General features: G+C 74.3%; 12 protein-coding genes and 1 riboswitch. Of the genes, 10 read left to right on the forward strand and 2 right to left on the reverse strand.

Features of this window, described 5'->3' with window-relative positions:
* Positions 1 to 64: 64 nt before the first annotated feature.
* Positions 65 to 1,444: an MFS transporter gene (locus AB8Z75_RS23895; protein ID WP_369205276.1), complete on the reverse strand. Its 1,380-nt coding sequence runs from the start codon at positions 1,442 to 1,444 to the stop codon at positions 65 to 67.
* Between the two features lie 351 nt (positions 1,445 to 1,795).
* Positions 1,796 to 1,926: riboswitch (FMN riboswitch) on the forward strand.
* A gap of 216 nt (positions 1,927 to 2,142) precedes the next feature.
* Between AB8Z75_RS23895 and ribD the strand changes: the two genes are divergently transcribed.
* The 10 genes from ribD (at position 2,143) to AB8Z75_RS23945 (ending at position 11,206) form a co-directional block, all read left to right on the forward strand.
* Complete coding sequence (ribD, locus tag AB8Z75_RS23900) at positions 2,143 to 3,324, forward strand: bifunctional diaminohydroxyphosphoribosylaminopyrimidine deaminase/5-amino-6-(5-phosphoribosylamino)uracil reductase RibD (RefSeq protein ID WP_369205297.1); 1,182 nt, start codon at positions 2,143 to 2,145, stop codon at positions 3,322 to 3,324.
* Complete coding sequence (locus tag AB8Z75_RS23905) at positions 3,325 to 4,032, forward strand: riboflavin synthase (RefSeq protein WP_369205278.1); 708 nt, start codon at positions 3,325 to 3,327, stop codon at positions 4,030 to 4,032.
* Positions 4,029 to 4,712: a nicotinamide riboside transporter PnuC gene (locus AB8Z75_RS23910; RefSeq protein WP_369205280.1), complete on the forward strand. Its 684-nt coding sequence runs from the start codon at positions 4,029 to 4,031 to the stop codon at positions 4,710 to 4,712. The genes AB8Z75_RS23905 and AB8Z75_RS23910 overlap by 4 nt, the downstream gene beginning before the upstream one ends.
* A 79-nt stretch (positions 4,713 to 4,791) precedes the next feature.
* Complete coding sequence (locus AB8Z75_RS23915; protein WP_369205282.1) at positions 4,792 to 6,168, forward strand: bifunctional 3,4-dihydroxy-2-butanone-4-phosphate synthase/GTP cyclohydrolase II; 1,377 nt, start codon at positions 4,792 to 4,794, stop codon at positions 6,166 to 6,168.
* Between the two features lie 59 nt (positions 6,169 to 6,227).
* A complete protein-coding gene (gene ribH, locus AB8Z75_RS23920; RefSeq protein ID WP_369205284.1) occupies positions 6,228 to 6,713 on the forward strand; it encodes a 6,7-dimethyl-8-ribityllumazine synthase in 486 nt (161 codons plus the stop codon).
* Positions 6,714 to 6,747: 34 nt separating this feature from the next.
* Complete coding sequence (locus AB8Z75_RS23925) at positions 6,748 to 7,020, forward strand: phosphoribosyl-ATP diphosphatase (RefSeq protein ID WP_369205286.1); 273 nt, start codon at positions 6,748 to 6,750, stop codon at positions 7,018 to 7,020.
* Positions 7,021 to 7,075: 55 nt separating this feature from the next.
* On the forward strand, positions 7,076 to 7,927 hold the full coding sequence (gene hisG / locus AB8Z75_RS23930; protein WP_369205288.1) for an ATP phosphoribosyltransferase: 852 nt from the start codon (positions 7,076 to 7,078) through the stop codon (positions 7,925 to 7,927).
* 42 nt (positions 7,928 to 7,969) lie between these two features.
* Positions 7,970 to 8,449 carry a PH domain-containing protein gene (locus AB8Z75_RS23935; RefSeq protein ID WP_369205290.1) on the forward strand — a complete coding sequence of 160 codons (480 nt, stop codon included), beginning with the start codon at positions 7,970 to 7,972 and terminating at the stop codon, positions 8,447 to 8,449.
* Positions 8,450 to 8,627: 178 nt separating this feature from the next.
* On the forward strand, positions 8,628 to 10,058 hold the full coding sequence (locus AB8Z75_RS23940) for a hemolysin family protein (RefSeq protein ID WP_369205292.1): 1,431 nt from the start codon (positions 8,628 to 8,630) through the stop codon (positions 10,056 to 10,058).
* Positions 10,055 to 11,206, forward strand: a complete 1,152-nt coding sequence (locus tag AB8Z75_RS23945) for a hemolysin family protein (RefSeq protein ID WP_369205294.1) — start codon at positions 10,055 to 10,057, stop codon at positions 11,204 to 11,206. The genes AB8Z75_RS23940 and AB8Z75_RS23945 overlap by 4 nt, the downstream gene beginning before the upstream one ends.
* On the opposite strand, the gene AB8Z75_RS23950 is transcribed toward AB8Z75_RS23945, so the two are convergent.
* The gene (locus AB8Z75_RS23950) at positions 11,130 to 13,229 is read right to left on the reverse strand and encodes an AAA family ATPase (protein WP_369205296.1); all 2,100 of its coding nucleotides are present in this window, start codon (positions 13,227 to 13,229) and stop codon (positions 11,130 to 11,132) included. The genes AB8Z75_RS23945 and AB8Z75_RS23950 overlap by 77 nt on opposite strands.
* Positions 13,230 to 13,352 lie beyond the last annotated feature (123 nt).

Genomic DNA, 13,352 nt, shown 5'->3' on the forward strand with positions numbered 1-13,352 from the left:
CCTCAGGGGTGAGGGGGAGGCGAGGGGCAGGTCGGGGAAGTCGGCTCAGGCGCAGCGCCGAGCATCACGCGCGCAGCACGCCGGCCGCGGCCACCAGGCCCAGCAGCAGGGCGGTGACGACGCCGAAGGACACCGACAGTGTGGTCGTCTGGGCGATCCAGCCGACGATGGCGGGGGCGGCCAGCCCCGAGGCGTAGGCCAGGGTGGCGACCCCCGCGATGGCCTGGCCGGGAGCGGTGGCGGTGGAGCGGCCGGCGGCGGCGAAGCAGAGCGGGACCACCACGGCGATGCCCACCCCGACGAGGGCGAACCCGGCGACGGCGACGGCAGGCGTGCGGGCGGCGACGACGAGCGCCGCGCCCAGCGCGGCGAGTACGCCGCCGGTCCGTACCGTCGCCACGGGGCCGAACCGCCGCACCACCGCGTCGCCGGACAGCCGGGCGAGGGCCATGGTGCAGGCGAACGCCGTGTACGCGGAGGCGGCGAGGCCGGGTTCGGCCCCGGTGACGTCGGCCAGGTAGATGCCGGACCAGTCCATCGAGGCGCCCTCGGCGAAGACCGCGCAGAAGCCGAGCAGCCCGATGGCCAGCACGCCGCGTGAGGGGAGCGCGAACCGGGGCGGCGCCTCGGCGTCGTCGGCGGCCCCGGCGGCCTCGGGCGCCCCGGCAGCGCGGGACCGGGCTTCGGCGGGCGCGGCAGCGGGCTCGGCCCCCGGTGTCCAGCGCGCGGCGGCGACCGCGAGCGCGGCCAGCAGTGGCGCGGCCGACGCCAGGTGGATCCGCCCGTCGAGGCCCGCGTGGGCGGCCATTACGCCGCCCGCACCGCCGACGAGGGTGCCCACGCTCCACAGGCCGTGCAGCCCCGACATCACCGAACGCCCGTACGCCTCCTCGACGCGTACGCCCTGGGCGTTCATGGCGACGTCCATCAGTCCGAGCCCGCACCCGTAGAGGAACAGCGCCAGGCACAGCCAGCCCAGTGACGGTGCCAGCGGCGGCAGCACGAGGCCCGCGCAGCAGGCCAGCGACACCCAGGCGAGGGCGCGGCGTGGGCCGTAGCGGTGGGCGAGGCGGGCGGAGAGCGGCATGGCGGCGGAGGCCCCCGCCGTCATGAACACCAGTGCCAGCCCCAGCCAGCCGGGGCTGAGGTCGAGGTGTTCCCGCAGCCAGGGGATGCGGGTGGCGAAGGTGCCGCTGGCGGTGCCGTGCACGGCGAAGACGACCGAGACGGCCACCCGCGCCCGGCGTACCGGACGAACGGGGCGTGTCCTGCCGGAAAGGTCCGCCGCAGGGGCCTTCGGATGCGTGTCGTGCGGCCGGTCGGCCGCTGCGGATACCGCCGCCTGGCTGTCGCCCTTGACCGCCGCCTGCCTGTCGTGCGGCCCGTCGCCGGGCGTGCCGTCCGTCCTCGACTCCGGTTCCCGCCCGCTGTCGCCCGTCTGCATCCTGTCCCTGTCTTTCTGCCGCCCGTACTCGTGCCCCGAGAGGCCGCCGCACCCGTGCCACCGAGAGGCCACCGCACTCATGGCCGGGAAGGCCACCGCACTCGTGCCCCGAGAGGCCGCCGCACTGCCGGGGCCGCCACCGGCACCGGCCGAGGGCCCCGCCGGTGTCCCGGGCTGATCGTGCCCGGCGCACGTGGCGTTCGAACACCAGCGCACAGCGCGGATACGGACCCGCCACTTCCGGCCACTGTGAGTCAGCGCACAGCGCCCGCCCGCATGGGTCCCGCTCCCGCGTGGCAGACTTGGGGGTACCTCCCGGCCGAAGGCGGGCGGGGGGAGTACCAGTGACGTCAGCGCACTCCGGGGTCGGTGAAAGTCCGAACCGGCGGTTACAGTCCGCGACCCGGCCGCAGCCAGCGGCCGGTTGACCAGGTGAGATTCCTGGACCGACGGTGAAAGTCCGGATGGGAGGCAGTGCGCGGCGGGCCGAAGCCGGTACGCCGTCCTCGTCGGCGGCCCCGCCCGGGCAGCAGTCCCGAAGCGGGTCCTCCGCCCCGGCGGTGTCGCACCGGATGCGTGTCCGTCCTCGTCCCTCGAGGTTCTCGAGCAAGCCCCGGAGTCCGTGCCCGATGAGGCAGGAGGACCCGGTGGCCCCCCACCCCCAGGCGCCGCCCGCGCCGCAGGCCGAGCGCGAGGCCATGCGCCGCGCCCTCGCCCTCGCCGCGCGGGGGCTCGGCTCCACCAGTCCGAACCCGGTCGTCGGCTGCGTCGTCCTCGACCGGGCGGGCCGCGTCGTGGGGGAGGGCTGGCACCAGCGCGCCGGCGGGCCGCATGCCGAGGTCCACGCCCTCGCCGAAGCGGGTGACGACGCCCGCGGCGGCACCGCTGTCGTCACCCTGGAGCCCTGCGACCACACCGGACGCACCGGACCCTGCTCGCAGGCGCTCGTCGACGCGGGTGTCTCGCGCGTCGTCTACGCCGTCTCCGATCCCAGCCCAGGGGCCGCAGGCGGCGCCCGTACCCTCGCCGCCGCCGGTGTCGACGTCGAGGGCGGGCTGCTGGCCGACGAGGCCGCCGCGGGCAACGTGGCGTGGCTGACCTCCGTCCTGCACGGCCGCCCCCATGTGACCTGGAAGTACGCGGCCACGCTCGACGGGCGCACCGCCGCGGCCGACAACTCCAGCCGTTGGATCACCTCCGCCGAGGCCCGCGCCGACGTGCACCGGCTGCGCGCCGAGTCCGACGCGGTGCTCGTCGGTTCCGGCACGGCCCGCGCCGACGATCCCCATCTGGCCGTACGCGGGGTCCCCGGCGCCGTCCAGCCGCTCCGCGTCGTCGTCGACACGGAGGCCGCCGCCGTCGGGCCAGGGGCGCGCGTCCTCGACACCGCGGCGCCCACTTTGGTGGCCGTCGCGCAGGGCGCGGACGCCGCTGCTCTCGAAGCCGCCCTGCGCGGCGCCGAAGGCGAGGCCGCACTGCTGCGGTCGCCCCGGGCCCCCGAGGGCCCCGGGCTCGACCTGGCCGCCCTGCTGGCCGCCCTGCACGCACGCGGTGTGTGCTCCGTACTGCTGGAGGGCGGCGCCACTCTCGCCGGCGCGTTCGTCGCCGCGGGGTTGGTCGACCGGGTGGTCGGCTATCTGGCGCCCGTGCTGCTGGGTGCCGGGCCGCCCGCGCTGGGGGAGGCCGGAATCAGCACGATCGCGCAGGCGTTGCGGCTGACCGTGAGCGACACCGTGCGTCTCGGCCCCGACCTGCGGATCACCGCCGCCGTGGGGGGCGCGGCACCCGGCACGGCCCGCGCCGCCGCCACTGCCCCCGCTGCCCCCACTGCCGCCACCGCCGGAGCGAAGAAGCCGCCCGAGCAACCTGAGGAGTCCTGAGTGTTCACCGGAATCGTGGAAGAACTGGGCGAGGTCGTCGCGGTCGAGGACCGGGGCGAGGCGGCACGGCTGCGGCTGCGCGGGCCCCGCGTCACGGCGGACGTGGGCCACGGCGACTCGATCGCGGTCAACGGCGTGTGCCTGACCGTCGTCGAGACGAGCGACGGCGTCTTCACCGCCGATGTCATGGCAGAGACCCTGCACCGCTCCAGCCTCGGCGCGCTGCAGGCCGGCTCGCCCGTCAACCTGGAGCGCCCCATGGTGCTCGGCGGCCGGCTCGACGGCCACCTCGTGCAGGGGCACGTCGACGGCAAGGGCACCATCACGGCCCGCAGCGACGCGGACAGCGGCACCGAGATCACCGTCGGCCTGCCCGACGGGCTCGGCCGGTACCTGGTGGAGAAGGGCTCGGTCACGGTGGACGGCATCAGCCTGACCGTCGTGGAGGCGGGCGAGGCCCACTTCACCGTCTCCCTCATCCCCACCACGCTCGCCCTGACCACGCTCGGCACCAAGCAGCCAGGCGACCCGGTGAACCTGGAGGTCGACGTCCTGGCCAAGTACGTGGAGCGGCTGATGGGTGCCGCGCCCACAAGCCGGGAGGCCGCGCAGAACAGGGAGGCCGCGCAGGACCGGGAGGCCGCGCAGAGGCCGGAGGCCCCGCACCAGGAGGCCCCGCACCAGGGGGAGAGGGAAGGGGCACGGTGAACGTCTTCGAGTGGCTCAACAACGAGGCGTTCACCGTCTTCGGGCAGCGCGTCATCTGGTCCGACATGCTGGGCAACACCATCGGGCTGATAGCGCTCGCCCTCGGCTGGCGCCGCTCCATCGCGACGTGGCCCGCGCAGTTCCTCTCCGGGCTGATCCTCGTCGGCGCGTTCGCGTACGCGCACCTGGCCGGCGGTGTCGGCAAGCAGCTCCTGGTGATCGTGGTCGCCCTGTGGGGCTGGTACCAGTGGCGGCGCGGCAACCAGCAGGCGCAGGACGGCTCGATCGCCGTGCGGTTCGCCAGCTGGCGCGAGCGCGGAGTCCTCGCGCTGGGTACCGCGCTGGGCACGGTGGCCGTCGGCATTCTCTTCAGCCTCGTCCCGGCTCTTTCGTGGAGCCCGTGGGCCGACGCCTACATCTTCGTCGGCACGCTGGCCGCCATGGTCGCCCAGGCGCGTGGCCTGGTGGAGTTCTGGTTCGCCTGGCTGCTGGTCGACGTGGTCGGGGTGCCGCTGGCCTTCAGCAGCGGGCTGGCCTTCTCAGGCCTCGTCTACGTGGTCTACCTCGGCCTGGTGCTGTGGGGCCTGCGTGCCTGGTGGCAGCGGTCCCGCAGCGACGCCCTCGCCCGGGCGGGAACCCGTCGGGAACCCGCGCTGGGATCGACCGGAGCCGCGCTGTGAGCGGGGCGTTCGACCGGAGCCGCATGGTGAGCGGCGCGGCGGACAGGCCGGCGCACCGCACAGAAGAAGGAGCCCGCTGATGACCTCACTCCCCAACCGGTACGACGTGCCGGGTGCCGCCCGCACCCCGGCGTCGCAGCCCGGCCCGACCGCCGGGGAAGCCGTCGGCGGAGCGCACCTCGACCTCGTCCTCGACCCCGTCGAGGAGGCGGTCCGCGACCTCGCGGAGGGCCGCCCCGTCGTGGTCGTGGACGACGAGAGCCGGGAGAACGAGGGCGACCTGGTGGTGGCCGCCGAGCTGATCACTCCCGAGACCGTCGCCTTCATGATGAGCGAGTGCCGGGGGCTGATCTGCACCCCGATGGAGGCCGCCGACCTCGACCGGCTGTCCCTGCCGCAGATGGTCGCCGAGAACACCGAGTCGATGGGTACCGCCTTCACCGTGTCCGTGGACGCGACCGGCGCGCACGGCGTCACCACCGGGATCTCCGCGGCCGACCGCGCCGCCACGATCCGGCTGCTCGCCGCCGCCGAGGCCGGTCCGGAGGACTTCGTGCGGCCCGGGCACGCCTTTCCGCTGCGGGCCAGGCCGGGTGGCGTGCTGGCGCGGACCGGGCACACCGAGGCCGGCGTCGACCTGGCCAGGCTGGCCGGGCTGCGGCCCGCCGCGGCCATCGTCGAGATCGCGGGCGAGGACGGCGCCATGCTGCGGCTGCCGGAGCTGGTGCCGTTCGCGCGCAAGCACGGGCTGCGGATCATCTCCATCGAGGACCTGGTCGCCTACCGGCGCGGCGCCGAGCCGACGGTGCGCCGCGAGGCCGCCACCCGGCTGCCCACCCGGCACGGCGAGTTCCGCGCCTACGGGTACCGCTCCACCGTCGACGGGGTCGAGCACATCGCACTGGTGACCGGCGACATCGCGGGGCCCGACGAGGCGGCCGGCGCCGTCGGCGGCGAGGACGTGCTCGTGCGGGTGCACTCCGAGTGCCTGACCGGGGACGTCTTCGGCTCCCAGCGCTGCGACTGCGGACCCCAGCTCGAAGCCTCACTCGAAAGGGTCCAGCAGGAGGGCCGCGGCATCGTGCTCTACCTGCGGGGCCACGAGGGGCGGGGCATCGGGCTGCTGTCCAAGCTGCGCGCCTACGAACTCCAGGAGAACGGCCGCGACACCCTCGACGCCAACCTCGAACTCGGCCTCCCCGCGGACGCGCGCGACTACGCCGCAGCCGCACAGATCCTCACCGACCTGGGCGTGCGGTCGCTCCGGTTGCTGACGAACAACCCCGACAAGACCGCGGCCCTGCTCAGCCACGGGCTCCGGGTCACAGGACGGGAGCCGATGCCCGTGCAGGCGGGCGAGCACAACCTGCGCTACCTGCGGACCAAGCGCGACCGCATGGGCCACGACCTGCCCTGGCTGGACGGGGACCGCACCTCACCCTGCGGCACGCAGTAGACCCGCGCAGTACCGGACGAGACCACCCACAGCACACGAGAACATCTGCGAGGAGCACCGTGAGCGGCAAAGGCGCACCCGAACTGACCGTCAAGAACTGCCAGGACCTGCGCGTGGCCGTGGTGGCCGCGCAGTGGCACCAGCAGGTGATGGACGGCCTCGTCGACGGCGCGCTGCGGGCGCTGGGCGAGCTGGGCATCGACGAGCCCACCCTGCTGCGCGTCCCCGGCAGCTTCGAGCTGCCCGTCGTCGCCAAGGTCCTCGCCGACCGCGGCTACGACGCGATCGTGGCGCTCGGTGTCGTCATCCGCGGCGGCACCCCGCACTTCGACTACGTCTGCCAGGGGGTCACCCAGGGCCTCACCGACGTGGCGGTGCGCACCGGCGTCCCCATCGGCTTCGGCGTGCTGACCTGCGACGACGACGAGCAGGCCCTCGCCCGTGCCGGTCTGCCGCACTCCAGCGAGGACAAGGGCCACGAGGCGGTCACCGCCGCCGTCGCGACGGCCACGACCCTCAGGTCGGTGGCCGAACCCTGGCGCTGAGCGGTCGCCGGGACCGCGTAGGGTGGCAGACACCATGGCGAACAAGACATTCGAGCAGCTCTTCACCGAGCTGCAGCACAAGGCCGCCCACGGCGACCCCGCGACCTCCCGCACCGCCGAGCTCGCCGCCGCGGGCGTGCACGCCATCGGCAAGAAGGTCGTCGAGGAGGCCGCCGAGGTCTGGATGGCCGCCGAGTACGAGGGCGACGCGCGTACCGCGGAGGAGATCTCGCAGCTCCTCTACCATCTCCAGGTGCTCATGGCCGCCAAGGGCATCGCCCTCGACGACGTATACGCTCACCTGTGAGCCTCTGATACGTCCCCGCTCAACCACCCCACCCCTCACCGAAGGAAGCCGCCCCATGCTGCGCATCGCCGTCCCCAACAAGGGTTCTCTCTCCGGCCCTGCGGGGGAGATGCTGCATGAGGCCGGCTACCAGCAGCGCAAGGCCTCCAAGGAACTCGTCCTGGTGGACCCGGAGAACGAGGTCGAGTTCTTCTACCTGCGCCCCCGCGACATCGCCATCTACGTCAGCTCGGGACGGCTCGACATCGGCATCACGGGGCGCGACCTGCTGCTGGACTCGGGCGCGCGGGCCGAGGAGCTGCTGCCCCTCGGCTTCGCCCGCTCGACCTTCCGCTACGCGGCCAAGCCCGGCACGATCACCTCGCCCGAGGACCTGACCGGGCTGACGGTCGCCACCTCCTACGAGGGCATCGTCGCCCGGCACCTGGCGGACAAGGGCATCGACGCCTCGGTCGTCCACCTCGACGGCGCCGTGGAGACGGCCATCGAGCTGGGCGTCGCACAGGTGATCGCGGACGTGGTGGAGACGGGCACCTCGCTGCGCAACGCGGGCCTGGAGGTCGTCGGGGAGCCGATCCTGCAGTCCGAGGCCGTCGTGATCCGCAGGAGCGGAGGCGAGGAGCAGGAGAACCCCAAGGTCCAGCAGTTCCTGCGCCGCCTCCAGGGCGTCCTGGTGGCCCGCACCTACGTGATGATGGACTACGACATCCGCGCCGAGCACCTGGAGGAGGCCGTCGCGCTCACCCCGGGGCTGGAGTCGCCGACCATCTCGCCGCTGCACGACCAGGGCTGGGTCGCCGTCCGCTCCATGGTCCGCACCAGCGACGCGCAGCGGATCATGGACGACCTCTACGACTTGGGCGCCCGCGCGATCCTCACCACCGGCATCCACGCCTGCCGCCTGTAACACCCCGCCCGCCCCCCGACGACCCGGCACCGGAGCCTTGCCATGACCGACAGCGCCGAACTGCCCGCGCTCCCCGTCACGTTCCGGCCCACGCGGACCCGTGTGGTGCTCCTGAGCGCCGGGGCCGTCGTGTTCGTCGCCCTCACCGTCGTCGCGCTGATGCTTCAGATGGGGGGCGGCGAACGAGCGAGCTTCGTCGTCACCGGTGCGCTCTTCCTCGCCGTACTGGCGCTGCTGAGCCGTCCCCAGGTGACCGCCGACCCGCAGGGGGTCACCGTCGTCAACCTGACGACCAGGCGCCGCCTCGAATGGGCGCAGATCATCGCCGTGCGGCTGCGCCCAGGCGACCCGTGGGTCTCGCTCGACCTGGCCGACGGCACCAGCCTCCCCGCCATGGGCATCCAGCCCGGCATCGCCAAGCGGCAGGCGCTGGCCCACGCCCGCGCGCTGCGCGCCCTCGTCGACCAGGGCGGCCCGCAGGAGGGCTCGGCGGCGGGCGCGGCGAGCCGAGCCGACCGCTGAACCCCGGCGCGGTGCCGCGCGTCTTCGCGGGGCGAGGGCCAGTGTTTACCCTGTTGCCCACCGGCATGAGCCGCCCCGTGCTCTGACGGCACCAGCGACCCGAGGAGTGACCACCTCACACGATGGACGGATCGTCCTGTAGTACGTGCGCCGCGTCCCGTGCACCGGGGGGCGCGGCATGACCCTCCCGCTACTGCTGCTCGGCGTGGCGTTCGCGCTCATCCTCGCCAACGGCTTCTTCGTCGCGGCGGAGTTCGGGCTCGTCACCGTCGAGAAACCCGAGGCCGAACGCGCCGCCGCGCAGGGCGACCGCAAGGCCCGCACCGTCGTCCGCTCGCTGCGTGAGCTGTCCTTCCAGCTTTCCGGCACCCAACTCGGCATCACCCTCACCTCCCTGGTCACCGGCATGCTCGCCGAGCCGGCGCTCGCCGGGCTGCTGGACGGGCCGCTGACCGCCACGGGCCTGCCGGACGGCGCGGTCGGCGGCGTCGCCGTCGTCCTCGGCATGCTGATCGCCTCCGCCGTGCAGATGGTGGTGGGCGAACTGGTCCCCAAGAACTGGGCGGTCTCCCGGCCGCTGGCCGTCGCCCGGTTCGTGGCGGGACCGCAGGGCCTCTTCTCCCGGCTGTTCCGGCCGGTGATCGCGCTGCTCAACGCGGCGGCCAACCGCATGGTGCGGCTCTTCGGCGTCCAGCCGGCCGAGGAGCTGGCCTCGGCACGTACTCCGGGAGAACTCGTCTCGCTGGCCCACCACTCGGCACGCGCCGGAGCGCTGGAGCAGGACACCGCCGACCTGTTCGTGCGCACCCTCGCCCTGGGCGAACTGACGGCGCAGCACGTCATGACGCCGCGCGTCCGGGTCAGCGCCCTGCAGGCGCTGGCGACGGCCGAGGACGTCCTCAACCTCACCCGCGCCACCGGGCTCTCCCGCTTCCCCGTCTACCAGGACACCCTGGACGAGGTCACCGGCATGGTCCACCTCAAGGACGCGCTCGCCGTCCCCGCCCACCTGCGGCTGCACACCCCCGCGGCCCGCCTCGCTCTCCCCGCGCTGCTGGTGCCCCGCACGCTGCCGGTGCGGCCCCTGCTGGCGCGGCTGCGCAGCGAGCAGCCCATCGCCGTGGTCGTCGACGAGTACGGCGGCACCGCCGGTGTGGTCACGCTGGAGGACATCGTCGAGGAGATCGTCGGTGAGGTGCGCGACGAACACGACGGGCAGCTCTATGACGAACTGCCCGAACTCGCCCCGGCGCCGCCGGGCGCCGACGGCCGCCCCGCCTGGGAGGTCGACGGCGGCTGCCGGGTGGGGGAGCTGCGCCGCATCGGCCTGGAGGTGCCCGAAGGCCCGTACGAGACGGTGGCCGGACTCGTCGCCGACCTGCTGGGCCGCATCCCCGCACGCGGTGACACCGCGCACCTGCGGGCGTCCGAGCCCGCGTCCGGGACGGACGGCCTCGGCGACGGTTCGCGGGACCCGGCGGGGGAGTGGCAGCTGCTGGTGCGGCACGTCGCCCACCACCGGGCCGAACGTGTCCGCGTCACCGCCCCCGGACCCCGGCGCGGGGAGACGGCCCGCCGGACGCACGCAGGCGAGGCGGTCGCCCGATGAGCCTCGTGCAACTGGCGTTCGCGGCGCTGCTCGTGCTCGGCAACGGCTTCTTCGTCGGCGCCGAGTTCGCTCTCGTCTCCGTGCGCCGCAGCCAGATCGAACCTCTCGCCGCCGAGGGCTCCGTGCGCGCCCGGCGGGTACTGCGCGGTCTTGAGACGCTGCCGCGGATGATGGCCGCCGCGCAGTTCGGCATCACGGTGTGCTCGCTCACCCTGGGCGCCGTGGCCGAACCCACCGTGGCGCATCTGCTGGAGCCCGCCTTCCACACGCTGCGGCTTCCCGAGCCGCTGGTGCATCCCGCCGGATACGTGTGCGCGCTGGCCCTCGTCGTCTTCTTCCACCTGGTCGTCGGCGAGATGGTGCCCAAGAACCTCGCGATGGCCGACCCCGAGCGCGCCGCGCTGTGGCTGAGCCCGGCACTGGTCGCCTTCGCCCGGCTGACCCGCCCGGTGACGCTGGCCCTGGGCGCGTGCTCCACCGTCGTCCTGCGGCTCTTCCGTGTCGAGCCCAAGGACGAGGTCGAGGCGGTCTTCACCAGCGAACAGCTCGGCCGGCTGGTGGCCGACTCGCGGCAGGCGGGGCTGCTGGAGGCGGAGGAGCAAGCCAGGCTCGCCGACGCGCTCCAACTGGGCTCCAGGCCGCTGACCGACGTCCTGCTGGGCCGCACCGACCTGGTCACCGTCGGCACGGACGTCACCCCGCGCGAAGTGGAGGAGCTGACCGTGCGCACCGGCTACTCCCGCTTCCCCGTCCGCGGCGACGACGGCGGCTTCCTCGGCTACCTCCACGTCAAGGACGTGCTCGACCTGGAAGAGGGCGCCAGCCCCGTGCCGCGGCGGCTGTGGCGGCCCATGACGACGCTGCGCGGCCACACGCCGCTGGACGACGCGCTCACCGCCATGCGGGCCGGAGCCTCGCACCTGGCGGCCGTCGCCGACGCCTCGGGCCGGGTGCTGGGCGTGGCGGCGCTGGAGGACGTGCTGGAGATGCTGGTCGGCGAGGTCCACGACCCCGCGCACACCGAGACCGCGCTGCCCTCGGCGCGGCACGTGCGCGGGCGGGCGCCCGGGGTCAGGCCGGCGGCTGCGGGCCGGGACGAGGCCCCTCAGGCCCCCGCCCCGACAACACCTCCCCGTACGCCTGCATGAGGTCGGGAAGCCGCAGCGTCGCCAGGTCGTCCCGGGTGGGGGTGCCCGCGTATCCGGACAGCCGCAGATCGCGGTAGGCGCAGCTCTTCTCGTACAGGGTGCGCAGGAAGCGGCCGTTGCCCAACTCGTCGATCCAGCCCTGGTCGACGACGTGGCCGCTGATGCTGCGTAGCTCCTCCAGCGCCTCCTCGTCCCACACGTCGCCGCCTTCGGCGGCCAGCACCTCGCCGATCGCCGTCAGCTCCAGCGGGCGGTAGCTGGGGAAGTCGACGCGGGTCGTGAAGCGGGACGAGAGACCGGGGTTGGCCGCCAGCAGCCGGTCCATCCCCTCCGGATAGCCCGCCAGGATGACCACGAGCTGGTCCCGGTTGTCCTCGGCGCGCTTGAGCAGCACCTGGAGCGCCTCGTCGCCGTAGGCGTCGCCCTTGCTGTAGCCGGAGTTGGACAGCGCGTAGGCCTCGTCGACGAACAGCACCCCGCCGAGCGCGGAGTCGATCAGTTCGTTCGCCTTGACGGCGGTCTGACCCAGGTACTCGCCCACCAGGTCGGCGCGTTGGGCCTCCACCAGGTGGTCGCCGCCCAGCAGGCCCAGCGCGTAGAAGGCGCGGCCCAGTATCCGGGCCACCGTGGTCTTGCCCGTGCCCGAGGGCCCGGAGAAGACGAAGTGCCGCTTCGGCGGCTGCACCGGCAGGCCCTGGGACGCGCGCAGCCGCGCCATGTGCAACTGCGCGGACAGCGCCCGCACCTGGCGCTTGACGGGTTCGAGGCCGACCATGCGCTCCAGCTCGTCCAGCGCCTGTGCCAGCAGCACCGGGTCCGAGGGCCCGGCCGGCAGCCTGCCGTCGCCGCCCGCCCCCCACCCCGTGCGCTCCCGCAGGACGCCGGTGTCCACCCGGATGGGCTCGGCCGGGTCCCCGGAGTCCTCCAGCCGCAGTGCGTCGGCGCGCGGGTCCACCACGGGGTCGGCGGGCTCGGCCGCGTCCGCTTCCCCGGGGGCCGCCCCCGCCGGGGTCTGGCCGGGGGGAGCGGAGCCCGCAGCGCCGCCGTTGAAAGCGCCGTCGCAGCCGGTGGGCTCCAGGGCGGTGCCGTCGGCCGGGTCGGCGGGCTCTCCCGCCTCGCCGGCGGGCTCGGGTCCTGCGTCGTAGAACTCCAGCGCCGTGTCGCCCGACCCGCCGCCCGGGCCGAGCGCGCCCCCTGAGAGCACGGCCGCGGCCAGGTCCTCCGCGGTGCCGCCCGCCCCGTCGCTCTCGGCGATGGTCGTCAGCCGTGCCGCGGTGTCCATGAAGGCCGGGTCGATGCGGTGCACGGCCCGGTACAGGGGCAGCGCCGCCGCGCTGCGGCCTGTGCCCTCGCGGGCCCGGGCCAGCCAGTAGCGCAGCTCCTTGCGCTGCGGCTGTTCGCTCCGGCAGCGCATCAGGGCGGCTGCCAGCAGCGGCTCGGCCTGCCCGTACATCTCCAGCCTGACGCGTGCCATCCCGGCGAACAGCCCGGCCTCGATGCCCAGCAGCGCGTCGTCCACCAGTGGCTCGGTGTGGGCGACCAGCCCCTCCCAGTCCTTGGCGAGGTAGGCGCGGCAGGCGTGCAGGAAACGCACCTGGGGGTCGGTGTCGACGGGCGGGCAGCCGGCCAGCGCGCGGTCGAGTTCGGCGACGTGGCGGCCGTCGAGCCAGTGGGAGGCGTGGGCGAGCAGCAGGTCGCGTTCGTACTCCAGCACCGGCTGGACCCACCAGCCCAGCCAGTACCAGGAGTTGAGGGTGCGGCGGTGGCGGTGCCGCTGCTCGCCGAAGCGGTCGCGGTGGTGATACATCCGCAGCAGCGCTGTGGCGGTGTCGGCCCGCAGCGCGTGCAGCCCGAGCCAGGCGTCGGCCATCCCGGGATCGAGGCGCACCGCGGTGCGGAACTCCTCCTCGGCCTGGGCGTAGCCGCCGACGGTGTAGGCGTCCACCCCGCGAAGCCACGCGAGTTCGGCCGGGGCGTGCAGGCCCTGGGGGTCCTGCGTGCCGAAGTTCCTCACGTCCCCCACGAAACGTCCCCCGTCATCTGCCGGTTATCACCCGGGGTTCCCGCGCTGTTTCGCATCGTACCCGCGCGCGGGGCGCCGCCGAAGGGTGGTGTACGGGCTGAGTGGGCGCGGTGGGGAGGGGAA

This window comes from Streptomyces sp. PU-14G, from assembly GCF_041028275.1.
Taxonomy (GTDB): domain Bacteria; phylum Actinomycetota; class Actinomycetes; order Streptomycetales; family Streptomycetaceae; genus Streptomyces.

What these genes read in the sequence shown, in the direction of transcription:
- AB8Z75_RS23895 (WP_369205276.1), bottom strand. Translation starts at nt 1,444, where the DNA reads ATGCAGACGGGCGACAGCGGGCGGGAACCGGAGTCGAGGACGGACGGC.
- ribD (WP_369205297.1), top strand. Translation starts at nt 2,143, where the DNA reads ATGCGCCGCGCCCTCGCCCTCGCCGCGCGGGGGCTCGGCTCCACCAGT.
- AB8Z75_RS23915 (WP_369205282.1), top strand. Translation starts at nt 4,792, where the DNA reads ATGACCTCACTCCCCAACCGGTACGACGTGCCGGGTGCCGCCCGCACC.
- AB8Z75_RS23925 (WP_369205286.1), top strand. Translation starts at nt 6,748, where the DNA reads ATGGCGAACAAGACATTCGAGCAGCTCTTCACCGAGCTGCAGCACAAG.
- hisG (WP_369205288.1), top strand. Translation starts at nt 7,076, where the DNA reads ATGCTGCGCATCGCCGTCCCCAACAAGGGTTCTCTCTCCGGCCCTGCG.
- AB8Z75_RS23935 (WP_369205290.1), top strand. Translation starts at nt 7,970, where the DNA reads ATGACCGACAGCGCCGAACTGCCCGCGCTCCCCGTCACGTTCCGGCCC.
- AB8Z75_RS23940 (WP_369205292.1), top strand. Translation starts at nt 8,628, where the DNA reads ATGACCCTCCCGCTACTGCTGCTCGGCGTGGCGTTCGCGCTCATCCTC.
- AB8Z75_RS23945 (WP_369205294.1), top strand. Translation starts at nt 10,055, where the DNA reads ATGAGCCTCGTGCAACTGGCGTTCGCGGCGCTGCTCGTGCTCGGCAAC.